Here is a 17,142-nt window from a genome sequence, read left to right as displayed (position 1 = left end):
TTTGAAAAAAAATATCAAATTATACTTAAATTATTTTTGGAGCTATTTTCATGTCTCATAGGATAAAATCCTTAAAATTAAATCCTTATTTTTGTAATATGCATATTTTAATAGTAGAAGACGATCAAAGAATGTCAGCGTTAATTCGAAGAGGTTTAGAAGAGAACGGGTTTGAAACAACGGTAGTTTATGATGGAGAAATGGCACTAAAATTGGCTCTTCGTGAAGAGTATGATTTGGTTGTGTCAGATATTATTTTACCTAAATTAAGTGGATTAGATTTTTGTCAAGAATTAAAAAAGTTAAAACCTTTTCTTCCTATTATCATGTTAACAGCTCTAGGAACAACCGATGATAAAGTTGAAGGGTTTGATGCAGGTGCAGATGATTATATGGTAAAACCTTTTGAAATGAGGGAACTTATCGCAAGAATTGGCGTCTTGTCTAAAAGAAAGTACAATATGCAGACGTTATCTTTCATTTTGGAATATGATACATTAGAGATGAATCTCCATACAAAAATAGTGAAAAGAGAAGGGAAAGAAATTAATCTAACACCAAAAGAATTTCGTCTTTTACATTATATGCTCGAAAATAAAGAACGTGTGCTATCTAGAACTGAGATTGCGGAAAAAGTTTGGGATACACATTTTGATACGGGGACTAATTTTATTGATGTTTATATAAATTATTTAAGAAATAAAGTTGACAGGCATTTTGGGGCAAAACTAATTCATACCAAAACAGGTCAAGGATTTATATTTAAGAAAGATGAAAATTAGAATTAGACTGACACTTTTATTCACTTTGCTTACAGCAACTATTCTTTTTTTCTTTGCTTTTATAATTTATTATTCAGCAAAAAAAGACAGAGAAAAAGAATTTTTTGAATTGCTTAAAAAAGAAGCTATAACTAAATCAAATCTTTTTCTTAAAGCTAAAGTTTCATCCGATGTTTTGCATCATATCTATCAAAATAACAGACAAACTCTCAATGAAGTTGAAGTTGCAGTTTATGATCACAACAAAACATTAATTTACCACGATGCAGTAGAAATCGATTTTGTTAAAGAAACAGAAGCGTTATTCGATCAAGTACAGCAAAAAGGTTACATTAATTTCTACCAAGATAGGTGGCAAGTCGTCGGGATGAAATATACTGTAGATGGAATTGATTATTTTGTTACAGCTGCAGCTTTGGATGAATATGGTTACAGTAAAATCAACAATTTATTAAAAAATATTATCCTTATCTATACATTGTCTTTGCTGCTAATTTTATTGTCTGCTTTCTTTTTTACCAATAAAGCGATAAATCCAATCAAGGCGATAACGAGTAAAGCAAAACAAATTTCTGCTTCAAATTTAGATCTTAGAATTGAATTAAAATCAAAAGGAGATGAGTTAGCAGAATTAACAATTACAATCAATCAAATGTTACAACGATTAGAAAATTCTTTTGATTCTCAGAAAAGTTTTGTTTCTAATATAGCACATGAACTTCGTACGCCATTAGCAGCGATAATAACAGAATTAGAAATGGCTTTAGGGAAGAAGCATTCTAATGAAGAATATCAAGAGTTAATCCAATTTGCATTAAATGACACAAAAAGAATTGTTCGTTTATCCAACAGTTTACTTGATATGGCGAAAGCTAGTTACGATCCTTCAGAAATTAATTTTAAAAGAATTAGAATTGATGAAATACTTTTAGATTCGGTGGTTCAGGTTCAAAAAAATAATAAGGAATATAAAGTAGAATTAAATTTTATTCGAATTCCAAACGAAGAAAACGAGGTCGAAGTGAATGGAAATGAATATTTATTAAAAGTTGCTTTTACTAATTTAATAGAAAATGCATGTAAATATTCAATTAATTCCACTTGTGAGATTCAAATTGATTTTGATGAAACCGAAGTGAACATTGATTTTATTAATGAAGGTGAACGGATAAGACAAGAAGAATTAACCATGATTTTTCAACCATTTTATAGAAGTGCTCAACATAAAAATATTCAAGGTCAAGGAATAGGTTTGTATTTGGTGAAAAAAATTATTGATTTGCATTTTGGTCAATTAGCTGTATATACCATAGAAGAAAATAAAACTTTTTTTCGAGTAGTTTTGAAAAAAAACAACTAATAATAAATCATAAAAATAGAAAAAAGCCTGCGTTATTGCAGGCTTTTTTGTTCTAATAAAATTCTAATATTCTTCTAAAAGGTTTCTAACAGCAACTGTTTTCCATGTCATGTAGATTTGCAACAGAAAAAAAATAACAATGGAAACAGATTCCCAATTCGTCAAACAATAAACCAAAGATTCATTTATTACTGCTTTTAAGAGAATTGAAACTTTGGTTTTCCTTAAAAAAATATAAAATGAATTTAATAAATTTTACAATGCAGTTAGGATTAGCTTTTCTATTAGGAGCTGCAATAGGTTTAGAGCGTGAATATCGTCAAAAAAGTGCTGGATTAAGAACAAATACCTTGGTATGTGTAGGTTCAGCAGCATTTATCTTAATGTCTTATGCCATTGGAGGAGATGCCGTAGGACGAATAGCTTCATATGTTATCAGTGGAATAGGTTTTTTAGGCGCTGGAGTCATTATGAAAGACGGAGTGAGTGTAAGAGGGTTGAATACTGCTGCAACGATTTGGTGTTCAGCAGCAATCGGGTTATTTGCTGGTTCAGGACTTTCTATACAAGCGGTTATACTTACTTGTATTATAATGTTAGCACATCTATTATTAAGACCGATTAGTAATCAGATCTACCGTTACTCTTTCAAAAATAAAAACCACAAGGATACCGAATATTTATTGGTAATAAAATGTAGAAATGATGTAGAAAATCATTTAAGAGTATTACTAATGCGTTCAATTGAGAATAATGAAAACCTTATGATGAAATCTCTTTCGAGTGATGATGATTTAATAAATGATTCTGTAATGATTTCAGCAGAGATATCAGCTTTATATCAGCAAGATAGTCTTTTAGAAAAAATAGCAAGTCGATTAACCATTGAAAAAGATGTCCAAAAAATTCGTTGGGAAATTATCAGAAATGAAGTTTAGAAATAAAATAGATAGAATATATCTTATGAAAAAATCAAAAGTAACTCTTTTTTTGCTGCTTATTATTGGGAATGGTTTTGTTTTAACAAACAGTTGTAACAGTAAAATAGAACAATCAGAAACAGCAGATTATTACTGGGATAAAAATGAAATAATATTCAGTGATAATTCCACTATTATAACTCAATTAAAAATAGAAAAAGCACAACTTCAGTTGGTAGAGTCTGATTTGAATTCACCTGGAATTGTAAAAACAATTCCAGAACATTTTGCTCAAGTTGCTTCTCCATTTGCTGGACGAGTAGTTAAATCTTTCGTTTCATTGGGACAGCAAGTGAAAAAAGGAGCACCAATATTTGAAATTAAATCTGCAGATTTTTTTGTTGCACAACAAGAATATTTAGCAGCGCAACAAGAATTAAAACAAGCCGAAATAAATTTAAAACGACAAAAAGATTTATTTGATCATGCTGTTGGAGTAAAAAGAGAATTAGAAGAAGCGCAAACAGATTTTAAAATAAAAAAAATAGCTGTAGATCAAGCTGCAGCATCTGTAAAGGTTTTTAATACTTCTTCTCAAATAGGAATGGGACAATCTTTAATGGTTCGATCGCCAATTTCTGGTCAGATTATAAAAAATGAACTAGTTACAGGACAATATTTAAAAGAAGATCATGAAGCTTTGGTAACAGTAGCAGACCTGTCAAAGGTATGGGTTTCTGCGCAAATAAAAGAGCATAATTTAGGTTTTCTAAAAGAATTAAAAAGAATTTCATTTACAGTTGAGGCCTTTCCCACAATTGTATTTGATGGAAAAATAATTCATATAGGACAAACTTTGAACGAAGAAAGCAGAAGTGTAGAAGTTTTAATTGAAACTGAAAATAATCAATTCCTTCTAAAGCCAGGTATGTATGTTAATGTCGTACTTAAAGGTTTTGGTAAAGAAGAAATTATTCTTCCTTCAAAAGCTGTTTTTCAGGACAAAGCAGATCAATATGTTTTTGTAAAAATTGATGAAAAGAAATACCATAAAACAAAAGTTGTGGCGATAGGTCATTCTGAAGATAATCATTTAGTTCGTGTTACAGATGGATTAAAAGCAGGAGATAAAGTGGTGGTTGATGGAGGAGTGTTTTTAATGGGGGTAAAATAAACGATTGAAATGAACAAATTAATCGAAATGGCAATTGCCAAGAAATGGCTAATGGTGACTTTGTTTTCATTGATAGCTGTATTTGGTTATTATTCTTGGAAGCAATTAGCAATAGAAGCTTATCCAGATATTGCAGATGTAACTTCTCAAATTGTTACGCAAGTTCCTGGATTAGCAGCTGAAGAGATAGAACAACAGATTACTATCCCGATAGAAAGGGAACTCAATGGTTTACCTGGTATGCATGTAATGCGTAGTAAAAGTACATTTGGTTTATCCATTATTACAATTGTATTTAAAGATGGAGTTGATGATTACTGGGCACGCATAAGAATACAAGAACGATTGAATGATATTGACTTACCTTATGGAGCGGAACCTGGATTAGATCCTTTAACGTCACCAATTGGAGAGGTCTATCGTTACATTATAGAAAGTGATACAAAAGACTTAAGGGAGTTAACAGATTTACAACGTTTTGTCATTGTTCCTAGAATTAATCAGGTGTCAGGTGTAGCGGAAGTAACAAATTTTGGAGGGATTACAACGCAGTATCAAATAGAAATAGACCCAACTAAATTAACTCAATATAATATTTCACTCAATGATGTTGTCGAAACCATAGATCAAAATAATGTGAACGCTGGTGGAAGTACATTACCTCAAGGAGATATTGGCTACGTAATTAGAGGAATAGGTCTGGTGAAAGATTTGGATGATTTTGGAAAGATTGTTATTAAGACAGAAAATGGAGTACCTATTTTATTATCTGATATTGGACAATTAAAATACGGAAGTGTTGAGCGAAAAGGTGTTTTAGGGTATAGTGACAAAACGAGAAATTATTCAGATGGAATCGAGGGAATTGTATTGTTATTAAAAGGTGAAGATCCATCTACAGTTTTAGCAGGTATTCATGAAGCTGTCAATGAACTTAATCATGATATTTTACCAAATGATGTAAAAATTCATGCCTTTTTAGACCGAACAGATTTGGTCGAGACAACACTTAATACTGTTTCTCATACTTTAATAGAAGGTATCTGTCTTGTAGTTATTGTATTAATCGTTTTTTTAGGAAGTTGGAGAGGCGCACTTTTAGTTGCAATCACGATTCCACTTTCATTGCTTATCGCATTTGTTTTCATGCATTTTACCTCTATTCCTGCAAATCTATTGTCTTTAGGAGCGATTGATTTTGGAATTATAGTAGACGGAGCAATTGTAATGATGGAAACCGTTTTGAAAAAAAGAGAGAAAAATCCTACAGAATATTTAAAAGAACATAGTATTTCTAAAGTCGCAAAACAAGTCGCAAAGCCTATATTCTTTGCGACTCTAATAATCATAACGGCTTATTTACCTCTATTTGCTTTTGAGAGAGTCGAACGAAAGCTTTTCACACCAATGGCTTTTACTGTAGGTTATGCCTTACTTGGTGCATTGTCAGTAGCTCTTTTGTTAATTCCAGGGTTAGCATATGTAATGTATAAAAAACCTCAAAAAATTTACCACAATAAATGGTTAGAGAAATTAACACAATCTTATTCATCTATTATCGAGAAAATTATAGTAAAACCAAAAAAAGTTATTTTACCACTTATTATAATTCTTGGTTGTGCAGTAGGTTTATCCATTTCTGTTGGAAAAGATTTTTTACCAACATTGGATGAAGGGTCGATTTGGTTACAAGTTGAATTACCTCCTGGTTTATCAGTAGAGAAATCAAAGGAAATGAGTGATGCATTGAGATCTCATACAATGCAATATGATGAGGTTACATATGTAATGGTACAAGCAGGCCGAAATGATGATGGAACAGACCCTTGGACTGCTTCTCATTTCGAAGTTTCGATTGGATTAAAACCTTATAAAGAATGGCCTAAAGGGAAAACTAAAAATGATTTGATTCGTGAATTGGAAAAAGAATATGCCGCTATGCCTGGATATACGGTAGGTTTTTCTCAACCAATGATAGATGGTGTAATGGATAAAATATCAGGTACACATAGCGAATTGGCAGTTAAAATTTATGGTAAAGAATTTACCGAAACACGTAAAATAGCTGAAAGTATGATGAAAGAATTGAAAAAGGTAAGAGGTGCGGTTGATGTTTCAATTGATCAAGAACCTCCATTACCTCAATTGCAGATTCATGCTAATCGAGATAAAATTGCTCAATATGGACTAAATGTGTCTGATGTTGCTGAATTAATTGAAGTTGCAATCGGAGGTAAAGCGATTTCTCAAATCTTTTTAGATGATAAAGTGTACGATTTTATTTGTCGGTACAAAGAAGATAGTCGAAATACACCAGAAAAAATAGGACAATTGAGTTTAACCAATATAGATGGTATAAAAATACCTTTAGCACAAGTGGCAGATATCAAGCTTAATACAGGAGAGAGTACGATTACGCGCGAAATGAATAAGCGACATTTAACAATAAAATTAAATTTAAGGGACCGCGATTTAGGTTCCTTTCTAAAGGAAGCTCATGATAAAATAGAACAAAATATAACTTATGATCATCGCTTATATCATCTCAAATGGAGTGGTCAATTCGAAAACCAAAACCGTGCATACAAAAGACTTTCAATCGTTATTCCAATTGCAATTCTAGTCATGTTCACTCTTTTATATGTTGCATTTGGAAACTTGAGACAAGCTTTGTTATTGATTGGAATCATTCCCTTAGCTGTATTTGGAGGTATGTTAGCATTAAATGTAAGAGGGATGACATTGAATGTTTCTTCTGCAGTTGGCTTCATTGCGCTATTTGGAGTAGCTATTCAAAATGGTGTGATAATGCTCTCTCAATTCAATCTATTAAAAAATCAGGGAATAGACCTTTTAGAAGCAGTTATTGAAGGAACAAAAAATCGTTTTCGACCTGTTTTAATGACAGCTACTGTGGCTATTTTAGGTTTATTTCCTGCTTCGTTATCAACAGGAATCGGATCGGATGTACAACGTCCATTAGCAACGGTAATAGTATATGGTTTATTATTTTCAACGGTTATTACACTTTTTGCACTTCCAGCATTATACTATATGATCGAAAAAAAATGGGGAAGAAATTCTTTGGATAAGTCTATAAATAAATAAGAAGGAGAAAAATGAAGAAATATTGGTTTATATTGGTTTGTGTTTTAATACTTCCAAATAGTTTATTAATGGCTCAACAAACTACTGGGTACGAACTAGCGTATAAGAAGTTTATCCAAACAGTCGAAACAAATAACATCTTACTGGCTTCAGAACGCTTTAATGTAGCTATAGCTGAATCGGAAATTATTAGTGCAAAAGCATTTGAGGATCCAGAACTTCAGTTTGCATATTTTGATAATGGAGAAACCAACAGAAAGATGGGAATAGGATACTCAGCAGAAGTTGGATGGTTAGTAGAATTAGGAGGAAAAAGAAAAGCTCGAATTAATTTGGCTAAAAGCGAATATGAATTGACGAAACTGATTCTTTTGGATTACTTTAAAAATTTAAAAGCTGATGCAACATTGGGTTTTTTACAAACAATCTATCAGAGAGAGTTATTGAATGTTAAAAAGAATTCTTATGAAATGGTGAATCAGCTTGCAAATTCGGATGAGATGAGGTTCAAGTTGGGGGATATTTCAGAAACTGACGCTAGACAAAGTCGATTAGAAGCTCAAACATTAAAAAATGAAGTCACTCAAGCAGAAACAGATTTAGCAGCATCATATATTCGATTGGCTATTTTTATGGGAGTTGATTCAGTAAATCAAATTACGACTGTTGGTGAATTGAGAACATTTTACCGAGATTTTGATTTGGATCATTTGGTTGAAATAGCAATAAATAATCGTACTGATCTGTCCGCAGCATTACAAAGTAAAGAGGTTAGTCAAAAGATGATAGCGTTAGCCAAAGCTAATCGTGCAATAGATTTGGGGTTGATGCTAGGTGTTGAACATTCAGGAGAAGTTCGGAATTTAGCTGCTGAAACCCCTCAGTTTACACAAATAAAAGGGGGAGTGAATATTCCTTTAAAATTTTCAAACAGATACAATAATGAATTGAAAATATCTAAAATTCAGCTGAATCAAGCAGAATTAAATTATAAACAAATTGAGCTAGAAATTAAAACTCAAGTAAAAGAAGCATATACATGGTACGAGGCATATAAAAAACAAATGAAACAATTTGATGATGAAATTGTAAACAATGCTAACTTAATAGTAGAAGCAAAAAAATACAGTTACAGTAGAGGGAATACTTCTTTATTGGAAGTATTAGATGCCCAACGCACATACAACGAAATACAAGTTCAATATTTAGAGATGTTATTTAATTGTGCATCAGGATTAATAGAACTTGAAAGAACAGTGGGGATGTGGGATATTGATTTTTAAAGGGAATTATTTAAAACTGCTAAATCTCATGTTTCAATACTCGTTTTCTAAAAATATACATCAATGGAAAGCTGCGTAAAAACATCCAAACGCCAAAAGAAATCCAAATACCATAAATGTTCAATCCGAAATAATCAGTGAGGTAAAGAGTAGGTAAAAAGCCTAAAAAAGTAGCAAAAATCAAGTTGTTTCGAAGTAGTTTAGCATCTCCCATTCCTTTGAAAAAACCGTCAAAAATATAAGCAAGTGTATTAATAGGTTGCATCATTAAAACTATCCAAAAAACAGCATTGAAAATGTTGAGTACATTTGGATCTTGATTAAAAATTGCACCTATTTGATTATAAAAAACAAAACAAATTGCAATCAAAATACAAGCAATTAGAACAGAGTATTTGGAAATATCCTTGCTTAGAATCCAAAGTTTAGGATAATTTCGTTCGCCTTGCAATCGTCCTGCCATAGCATTTCCAGCTCCTGCATATCCATCAATAAAAAAGGAGAAAAATAACCAAATATTCATCAGAATACTTTGCGCAGCGATATAATCTTTTCCATAATCCGTGGCATAGGAGTTGGCTAGGAAAAAAGCGACATTAAGTGAAGCTGTACGTAAGATAAAATTAAAACTAAGGTTGATATATTTTCTAAATAAAGGATGTAGCGATGTTCCAGGATTTAGGTTGAATGAGGTTTTTGTAAAATAGTAATAAAACGCCATGATAACCATAATCAATTGTGCAATAAGACTCGCGTAAGCAGCGCCTTTGATATTTAATGCAGGAATAAGTCCTTCAATACCAAAAATCAAAATATAATCTAAAAAAACATGGATTATCGCTGCTGTTAAACTACATTTCATTGCCCATAAAGTATTCTGTATTCCTCTAAAAGCGCCAAAAAGCGTTAATGAAATAAGTGTAAGAGGAAATCCAAAAGCTCTGATTTTATAGTATTCAACCGAAAATTGAAGAACTAAATCTGTGGCATTGTAAAGTTCGAAAAGATGTTGAGCAAAAAAGTAAGTTGGAATAAAAATCAATAAACTTAAAAAGATATTAAAATACAAGGCTTGAGGAACCAAGTTTTTGATAGTTTCTAATTTATTTGCACCAAGACTTTGAGAGACCAAAGATGAAATAGATGTTTTCGTTTGGGCAACGATCCAAATTATACCAGATAAAAAAGATCCAACTAAACCAGTTGCAGCAAGGGCTTCTACAGAATGTTCAGATACGTTACCAACCATTGCGATGTCGGTTAATGTAATCAACGATTCGGCAATTCCAGAAAAAATGGCTGGAATTGCAAGTTGATTGATTTGTTTGAACGTAATTCTATCCGAAACCAAATTCATACTAACGTATTATTGTTTTACACGTTTGTAAGGTGGTTTGTTTTTGATGAGTTGACTTAACATGAATAACGTAATTCCGACTAAAAAGAAATATCCCAAAAGCGGTAATCCTGGAATGTTGTAATCATTGTATTTGAACATGAAAATACAACCTAAATATCCAGCAAAAATTAAATAATAAATTACCTTTTTGAATGATCCGTAATTAAATTTTCCTCGAATAAATTCAATTAAATTGAAAAGAATTAGTACAAAATAAAATCCGAAAAAGATATAACGTAATGGGTTTATAGGACGATCAGTCATTCTCACATTAATCATTAAATCATAATTGTAAATACCATTATAAATTAATAACAATAAGATAAAAATGATAATAAAACGAAGTGCTTTCATATAAGATATTGGATTAAAAAAAGCTGTTTTGGAACAGCTTTTAAAAAAAAATTATTTTTGAGGTTTAAAATCTAAAGATAGTGAATTTATGCAATATCGTAAACCCGTTTGTGTAGGACCATCATCAAAAACATGGCCTAAATGGCTTCCGCAATTTCCACAAAGAATTTCGGTTCTTATCATTCCATGCGAAGAATCTACACGTTCTACAATTTTTCCAGTTGCAATCTCTTTATCAAAACTTGGCCAACCACAATGTCCGTCAAATTTAGATTCGGAAGAAAATAATTCTTCGTTACAAGCGGCACAAGTGTAAATACCATTTTCGAAATGCATATTAAATTTTCCAGTAAATGGACGTTCTGTTCCTGCTTCTCTTAAAACGTAGTATTCTTCCGAAGTAAGTTCTTTTTTCCATTCTTCTTCCGTTTTATTTACTTTAAATTGAGGTTTCTCATTCATCGCAATCGTATTTTGTGGTTGTTCTACTTTTTGTTCATCTTTTTTGTGTTGCGAAGTACATGAAACGCTAAAGTTTACAAGTAACGATACAACAATAAAAGAGGTATATTTTATTAAGCAATCCATTGGTTATATTTTTCAAATGCTTGCCTGATTTCATCTTCAGTACAAACTACATCATAACGACAATGTCCAATTTTATTAATCAAACTAAAGTTGATTGCATTGTTTTGGTTTTTTTTGTCGTGTTTCATCCATTTCATCAAGTTAGGGAAAATCTTCATGTCAATTGTATTTAATGCATACATCGAGGCAAAGCTTTCGCACACTTCTTCTAAATCAGCTTTAGAAATTAATTCTTGATCGTAACTAAGAAACGTCTCAATAATCATTCCGATTACGATTGCTTCTCCATGCAAAAGTGGAAAATCTGTTTCTAACGATTCACTTTCGATTGCATGACCAATGGTATGGCCAAAATTTAAAATCTTACGTTCACCTTTTTCAAAAGGATCATTGTCCACAACATTTTCTTTTATTTGGATAGAATCCATAATAAATGGCGCTAAAGATTCGGCGTTATGAGAAGGTAATTGAACTAAATTATCCCAATGATCACGATTTTTAATTAATCCATGTTTTAACATTTCGGCCAAGCCAGATTTTACCTGACGTTGTTCCAAAGTCAATAAAAAATTGGGATCAACCAATACCATTTCGGGTTGATTAAATGTGCCGACCATGTTTTTCATTCCTTCTATATCAATTCCATTTTTACCACCTGCAGAAGCATCTACTTGAGATAATAATGTTGTTGGAATGTTGATAAACTTGATACCACGTTTAAAGGTGGAAGCCATAAAACCTCCCATATCGGTTAAAACACCACCGCCAACATTTATAACCAATGAGTGACGATCTGCACCCAATTCGCTTAATGCTAACCAAAGATTATTTACGGTTTCGATGTTTTTATTTTCTTCTCCCGAATCAATTTCAAGGATTTCGTAAGCAGAAATGTTATCCAAATCAGCTAATAAGATTGGTAAACAATGCACATGTGTGTTTTCATCTACCAAAAAGAAGATAGAAGAAAAAGTGTTTTTTGCAAGGTAATCGTCTAATATATATGCGATTGAACCAAAATGAATCGGAGCTGATTTCAAAACGGAAAAATATTTTTTAAATGTGCCTAAAATTACGGCGACCTTTTTACATCAACCAAATATTTTAAATGATTTATTTTAGGCTGTTATATTGATAAAACTCTATTGAACGTATGAGCTTATAGAATAATTATTTTAAATTTGCACAAATTCTTAATTAATGAATATAATTCTTTTTGATGGTGAAGAATGGGAAAATCTTTTGCCACTGACGTTTACTAAGCCAGTAGCGTCATTACGAATGGGAGTTTTAAGCTTTGCCGAACGTTGGGAGAAAATTCTAAATTCGTCCATTTCATATAAAACTCAACACTATTTAGAAGAAAAATTTTCGACACATTTACAATCAGAAAATATATTCATTAATCCTTCATTTTTTCCGACAAAAGAGTTAATACAAGCCATAAAAAATATAGAATTAAATACATCTATTGTTTTTGAAAATCAACTTGTAGCGGTTAGAACAACAGAAGCAGTACCAAAGATTACGACCAAAATTATTGAGTTAGATCAAATTATTCATATCAAAAATTCGTGGGATTTATTTACTTATAATTTCCAAGCAATAGAGTTTGATTATGATTTATTAACAGAAGGTAGAAAGTCACAACCAATTTCACAAACAAACCAAGTTTTACACGCTGAAAGAATTTTTCTTGAAGAAGGTGCAAAAGTAGAATTTTCGATTTTGAATGCGTCTGAAGGTCCAATTTATATTGGAAAGGATGCAGAAATTATGGAAGGTTCTATGATTAGAGGTGGATTAGCTTTGTGTGAACATGCAAAGATAAACATGGGTGCAAAGATTTATTCAGGTTGTACAATTGGTCCATTTTGTAAAGTGGGAGGAGAACTGAATAATGCAATCTTAATGGCTTATTCTAACAAAGGACACGATGGTTTTTTAGGAAATGCTGTAATTGGTGAATGGTGTAATTTGGGAGCGGATACAAACAATTCAAATCTTAAAAATAATTATGCAGAGGTGAAATTATGGAGTTACAAAGAGGCTCGATTTGTAAAAACTGGTTTACAATTTTGCGGATTGATTATGGGAGATTATGCAAAATCTGCAATTAATACACAATTTAATACTGGTACAGTTGTTGGTGTTTGTGCCAACGTTTTTCAATCTGGGTTTCCACCAAATATGATCAAACATTATAGTTGGGGAGGACAATCAGATGCACCAATATTTAGTTTTGAACGTGCTTGCGAGGCTGCAGAGAAGATGATGGAAAGAAGAAAAGTGGAATTTACTTCTACTGATGAGAAGATTTTAAAACATATTTTTAATTTAAATAATAACTAATTTAATAAAAAGTAAATAATTAGATTTTTAGTTAAAAATTGTTAGAAATTAATTTTACAAGTTAAATTTTTAACAATTAATTAAAAAATCCGTAATTTTGCTTTTTGTTAGAAAAGAATATTTGTGAAATGACTGGTAAATATAAAAACGTTTTAGAGTTAATTGGAGATACTCCATTAGTTCAGTTAAACAGAATTAACCAAGACATTCCAGGCGAAGTTTATGCAAAGTTAGAATGTTTCAATCCTGGACATTCAACAAAAGACAGAATAGCTTTACATATCATAGAAGAGGCTGAAAAAAAAGGTCTATTAAAACCTGGTGCTACTATTGTAGAAACAACTTCAGGTAACACTGGATTTGCAGTAGCGATGGTTGCTATCGTAAAAGGATACAAATGTATCTTAGCGGTATCGGATAAAACAAAAGCAGAAAAAATTTCATTTTTGAAAGCAATGGGTGCAAAAGTATTTTTATGCCCAGCGAATGTACCTGCTGATGATCCAAGATCATATTATGAAGTGGCAAAACGAATTGCTGCGGAAACACCAAATTCTCTTTATATAAATCAATATTTTAATCAAGGGAATACAGAAGCTCACTATTTAACAACAGGTCCTGAAATCTGGAATCAAACGGAAGGTAAAATTACTCACCTTATTGGATGTACAGGAACAGGAGGAACTTTGACAGGTAGTGCACGTTACATAAAAGAGCAAAATCCTGATGTAAAAGTCATTGGAGTTGATGCTTATGGATCAATCTTAAAAGGATATCACGAAACGGGTAAAATTGATCAAAATGATATCTATCCGTACAGAATCGAAGGAATGGGAAAAAATTTAGTACCAGGAGCTTTAGATTTTGAAATGGTTGATAAATTTATAAAAGTTACTGACGAAGAAGCTGCTTATCGTACAAGAGAAATTGCTTTGAAAGAAGGAATTATGGCAGGTTATACTTCAGGTGCTGCAACACAAGCGTTTAAACAACTGGCTGAAGCAGGAGAATTCGATGAGAATTCTTTGGTTGTAATTCTTTACCCAGACCACGGATCTCGTTACATGACAAAAGTCTTTAGCGACGAATGGATGGCGGAAGAAGGTTTTACAAACAGCAGGCTTAATGGTTTAGAAGCTCGTGCAACTGTAGAACGAATTAAATAATACGTATATTTGTAAAAATTAAATAGTAAAGTAGGTTGTGTTTGTTCACTTTCTACTTTTTTTTCAATTAATCAAAAAATTAAACTATAATAAAATGGACATTTTTGAACGTTTAAAACAAAATCCTGGACCATTAGGTCAATTCGCTGATTACGGTGAAGGTTATTATGTTTTTCCTCAATTAAAAGGAGAAATTGGACCAGTAATGGAATTCCAAGGAAAAAAAGTAATTACTTGGTCAATCAATAACTACTTAGGCTTAGCTAATCACCCTGAAGTTCGTAAAGCTGATGCTGACGCTGCTGCAGAATATGGTATGGCTTACCCTATGGGAGCTCGTGCAATGTCTGGACAAACAGATTATCACGCACAATTAGAGCAAGAATTAGCTGATTTCGTTCAAAAAGAATCTGCTTATTTAATGAACTTTGGATACCAAGGAATGGTATCTACAATTGATGCTTTAGTTTCTAAAAATGATGTAATCGTTTATGATGCTGAATGTCATGCTTGTATTGTTGATGGTGTTCGTTTACATTTCGGAAAACGTTTTATTTACCAACACAATAACATCGAAAGTTTCGAAAAAACAATTATTCGTGCACGTAAATTAGCTGACAAACAAGGCGGAGGTGTTTTAGTGATTACAGAAGGTGTTTTCGGAATGACAGGTAAACAAGGAATCTTGAAAGAAATTGCTGCTTTCAAAGATGAATATAAATTCCGTTTATTAGTAGATGATGCACACGGTTTTGGAACTTTAGGTAAAACTGGAGCTGGAGCTGGAGAAGAGCAAGGTTGTCAAGATGCAATTGACATCTATTTCTCTACTTTCGCAAAATCGATGGCTGGTTTCGGAGCTTTTATTGCTGGTAATAAAGATATTATTCGTATTTTAAAATACAACTTACGTTCTCAAATTTTCGCAAAATCATTGACTATGCCAATGGTAATCGGAGGTTTAAAACGTCTTGAGTTATTACGTAATCACCCAGAGCTTAAAGATAAGTTATGGCATAACGTTGAAAAAATTCAAAAAGGTTTACAAGAAAGAGGATTTGATATCGGAGGGTCTAACACTTGTGTTACACCAATCGTATTGAATGGTTCTCCTATCGAAGCAACTGTTTTAGCAAAAGAAATGCGCGAAGAGTACGGAATTTTTGTTTCTGTAGTAGTATATCCAGTTATTCCAAAAGGAATGATTATCTTCCGTATTATCCCAACAGCTGCTCACGAAGATGAGCACATCGAATATACTTTAAATTCTTTCGCAGAAATTAAAGATAAATTAGCAGATGGTTACTACAAAAGAAAGGCTGAAGAATTGAATGTTGATTTCGTTCAATACTAAAAAAGAATTCATTCAGAAATTATATAACCCTAAACTTTTACAGTTTGGGGTTTTTTGTTTGTAAGTCTGTTCAAAAGTTAGCTTTAGAATCGCTTATAAGAATTTTTGATTTACTATATTTGTTACAATTTAATACACACAAATACACAATAATTTTAATTATGAAAATTCACAATTTTAGTGCAGGACCATGCATTTTACCACAAGTTGTTTTCGACAAAATGGCGCAAGCTTGTTTAGATTTCAATCATTCAGGAACATCTATCTTAGAAATTTCTCATCGTCGTAAAGATGCAGTTGAAGTAATCGATACAGCAAGAGCTTTGGTAAAAGAATTAATGAATGTTCCAGAATCGCATGATGTTTTATTTATGCAAGGAGGAGCTTCTTTGCAATTTCCTACAGTTGCTTATAATCTATTGAAAGAAGGAGGGAAAGCTGCTTATACGCAAACTGGGAAATGGGCTGAGAACGCTATTAAAGAAGCAAAACGTTTCGGTGAAATAGAAGTTATTGCATCTTCTAAAGATAAAAATTACAACTATATTCCAAAAGGATATTCTATTCCAACAGATGTGGATTATTTTCACTGTACATCAAACAACACGATTTTTGGAACACAAATAAAAGAGTTTCCAAATTCTCCGGTTCCTATGGTTTGTGATATGTCATCTGATATTTTGTCAAAACATGTAGATGTTTCAAAATTTGGTGTGATTTACGCTGGAGCTCAAAAAAATATGGGACCTGCAGGTTCTGCAGTTGCAATTGTTCAGAAAGATTTATTAGGTAAAACAGGACGTAATATTCCTGATTATTTAAATTACGAAACGCATATCAAAAAAGAATCATCGTTCAATACTTGGCCTGTAATTGCGATTTATGGAGTTATGTTAAACTTACAATGGTTAAAAGAACAAGGTGGAGTAGAGGCTATTGCAAAAGTAAATACTAAAAAAGCAGACGCCATGTACACAGAAATTGATCGTAATGGATTGTTTACAGGAACTGCTGCTACAGAAGATCGTTCGCAAATGAATGCAACTTTTGTTTTGAATAATGAAGATTTAAAAGCTGATTTTGATGCTTTATTAAAAGAAGCTGGAATTGTTTCACTTGCTGGTCACCGTGATGTAGGTGGATACCGTGCATCAATGTATAACGCTTTACCATTAGAATCAGTTCAAGTTTTGGTAGAAGTGATGAAACAATTTGAACAAAAATTTGGTTAATCATTAGACATTAGATGCTCGATATTAGTATTGAGAAATATTTTATCTAACATCTAAAATCTCACATCTT

At 32.1% G+C, this 17,142-nt stretch carries 14 protein-coding genes; 10 read left to right on the top strand and 4 right to left on the bottom strand.

Features of this window, described 5'->3' with window-relative positions:
• Nucleotides 1-98: 98 nt before the first annotated feature.
• The 6 genes from IF125_RS08110 (at nt 99) to IF125_RS08085 (ending at nt 8,627) form a co-directional block, all read left to right on the top strand.
• Nucleotides 99-782 (top strand): response regulator transcription factor, encoded by a 684-nt coding sequence (locus tag IF125_RS08110; RefSeq protein WP_171622927.1) that lies wholly within the window; start codon nt 99-101, stop codon nt 780-782.
• Complete coding sequence (locus tag IF125_RS08105) at nt 772-2,142, top strand: HAMP domain-containing sensor histidine kinase (RefSeq protein ID WP_225542136.1); 1,371 nt, start codon at nt 772-774, stop codon at nt 2,140-2,142. The genes IF125_RS08110 and IF125_RS08105 overlap by 11 nt, the downstream gene beginning before the upstream one ends.
• Nucleotides 2,143-2,381: 239 nt before the next feature.
• The gene (locus IF125_RS08100) at nt 2,382-3,080 is read left to right on the top strand and encodes an MgtC/SapB family protein (protein WP_225542135.1); all 699 of its coding nucleotides are present in this window, start codon (nt 2,382-2,384) and stop codon (nt 3,078-3,080) included.
• Nucleotides 3,081-3,105: 25 nt separating this feature from the next.
• A complete protein-coding gene (locus tag IF125_RS08095; protein WP_225542134.1) occupies nt 3,106-4,236 on the top strand; it encodes an efflux RND transporter periplasmic adaptor subunit in 1,131 nt (376 codons plus the stop codon).
• Between the two features lie 9 nt (nt 4,237-4,245).
• Nucleotides 4,246-7,344 carry an efflux RND transporter permease subunit gene (locus tag IF125_RS08090; RefSeq protein ID WP_225542133.1) on the top strand — a complete coding sequence of 1,033 codons (3,099 nt, stop codon included), beginning with the start codon at nt 4,246-4,248 and terminating at the stop codon, nt 7,342-7,344.
• Between the two features lie 11 nt (nt 7,345-7,355).
• Complete coding sequence (locus tag IF125_RS08085; protein WP_225542132.1) at nt 7,356-8,627, top strand: TolC family protein; 1,272 nt, start codon at nt 7,356-7,358, stop codon at nt 8,625-8,627.
• Nucleotides 8,628-8,646: 19 nt separating this feature from the next.
• Here the strand turns inward: IF125_RS08085 and IF125_RS08080 are convergent, their stop codons facing one another.
• The 4 genes from IF125_RS08080 to aroB are packed head-to-tail and all read right to left on the bottom strand — an operon-like array spanning nt 8,647 to nt 12,008.
• Nucleotides 8,647-9,984, bottom strand: coding sequence for an MATE family efflux transporter (locus IF125_RS08080; protein ID WP_225539074.1), 1,338 nt, complete (start codon nt 9,982-9,984; stop codon nt 8,647-8,649).
• Nucleotides 9,985-9,993: 9 nt separating this feature from the next.
• A complete protein-coding gene (locus IF125_RS08075) occupies nt 9,994-10,380 on the bottom strand; it encodes a hypothetical protein (protein ID WP_171622901.1) in 387 nt (128 codons plus the stop codon).
• A gap of 51 nt (nt 10,381-10,431) precedes the next feature.
• Complete coding sequence (gene msrB / locus IF125_RS08070) at nt 10,432-10,968, bottom strand: peptide-methionine (R)-S-oxide reductase MsrB (RefSeq protein WP_317197133.1); 537 nt, start codon at nt 10,966-10,968, stop codon at nt 10,432-10,434.
• Nucleotides 10,956-12,008: a 3-dehydroquinate synthase gene (gene aroB / locus IF125_RS08065; protein ID WP_171622903.1), complete on the bottom strand. Its 1,053-nt coding sequence runs from the start codon at nt 12,006-12,008 to the stop codon at nt 10,956-10,958. Before aroB ends, msrB begins: the two co-directional genes overlap by 13 nt.
• A 160-nt stretch (nt 12,009-12,168) precedes the next feature.
• On the opposite strand from aroB, the gene IF125_RS08060 reads away from it, so the two are divergent.
• The 4 genes from IF125_RS08060 (at nt 12,169) to serC (ending at nt 17,072) form a co-directional block, all read left to right on the top strand.
• Nucleotides 12,169-13,320, top strand: a complete 1,152-nt coding sequence (locus IF125_RS08060) for a GlmU family protein (RefSeq protein ID WP_225542131.1) — start codon at nt 12,169-12,171, stop codon at nt 13,318-13,320.
• A gap of 128 nt (nt 13,321-13,448) precedes the next feature.
• Nucleotides 13,449-14,486: a PLP-dependent cysteine synthase family protein gene (locus IF125_RS08055; RefSeq protein ID WP_171622905.1), complete on the top strand. Its 1,038-nt coding sequence runs from the start codon at nt 13,449-13,451 to the stop codon at nt 14,484-14,486.
• A 94-nt stretch (nt 14,487-14,580) separates the two neighbouring features.
• Entirely contained in the window at nt 14,581-15,840 is a 1,260-nt protein-coding gene (locus IF125_RS08050; RefSeq protein WP_225542130.1) for an aminotransferase class I/II-fold pyridoxal phosphate-dependent enzyme, read from the top strand.
• 161 nt (nt 15,841-16,001) lie between these two features.
• Entirely contained in the window at nt 16,002-17,072 is a 1,071-nt protein-coding gene (gene serC, locus IF125_RS08045) for a 3-phosphoserine/phosphohydroxythreonine transaminase (RefSeq protein WP_225542129.1), read from the top strand.
• Nucleotides 17,073-17,142: the final 70 nt, after the last annotated feature.

Origin of the sequence: Empedobacter stercoris (assembly GCF_020281205.1) — a bacterium.
Lineage (GTDB): Bacteria > Bacteroidota > Bacteroidia > Flavobacteriales > Weeksellaceae > Empedobacter > Empedobacter stercoris.
This window is presented reverse-complemented; position numbering and strand designations above follow the sequence as displayed.

Coding starts and splice junctions, on each gene's coding strand:
- IF125_RS08110 (WP_171622927.1), top strand. CDS start 99: ATGCATATTTTAATAGTAGAAGACGATCAAAGAATGTCAGCGTTAATT.
- IF125_RS08105 (WP_225542136.1), top strand. CDS start 772: ATGAAAATTAGAATTAGACTGACACTTTTATTCACTTTGCTTACAGCA.
- IF125_RS08100 (WP_225542135.1), top strand. CDS start 2,382: ATGAATTTAATAAATTTTACAATGCAGTTAGGATTAGCTTTTCTATTA.
- IF125_RS08095 (WP_225542134.1), top strand. CDS start 3,106: ATGAAAAAATCAAAAGTAACTCTTTTTTTGCTGCTTATTATTGGGAAT.
- IF125_RS08090 (WP_225542133.1), top strand. CDS start 4,246: ATGAACAAATTAATCGAAATGGCAATTGCCAAGAAATGGCTAATGGTG.
- IF125_RS08085 (WP_225542132.1), top strand. CDS start 7,356: ATGAAGAAATATTGGTTTATATTGGTTTGTGTTTTAATACTTCCAAAT.
- IF125_RS08080 (WP_225539074.1), bottom strand. CDS start 9,984: ATGAATTTGGTTTCGGATAGAATTACGTTCAAACAAATCAATCAACTT.
- IF125_RS08075 (WP_171622901.1), bottom strand. CDS start 10,380: ATGAAAGCACTTCGTTTTATTATCATTTTTATCTTATTGTTATTAATT.
- msrB (WP_317197133.1), bottom strand. CDS start 10,968: ATGGATTGCTTAATAAAATATACCTCTTTTATTGTTGTATCGTTACTT.
- IF125_RS08060 (WP_225542131.1), top strand. CDS start 12,169: ATGAATATAATTCTTTTTGATGGTGAAGAATGGGAAAATCTTTTGCCA.
- IF125_RS08055 (WP_171622905.1), top strand. CDS start 13,449: ATGACTGGTAAATATAAAAACGTTTTAGAGTTAATTGGAGATACTCCA.
- IF125_RS08050 (WP_225542130.1), top strand. CDS start 14,581: ATGGACATTTTTGAACGTTTAAAACAAAATCCTGGACCATTAGGTCAA.
- serC (WP_225542129.1), top strand. CDS start 16,002: ATGAAAATTCACAATTTTAGTGCAGGACCATGCATTTTACCACAAGTT.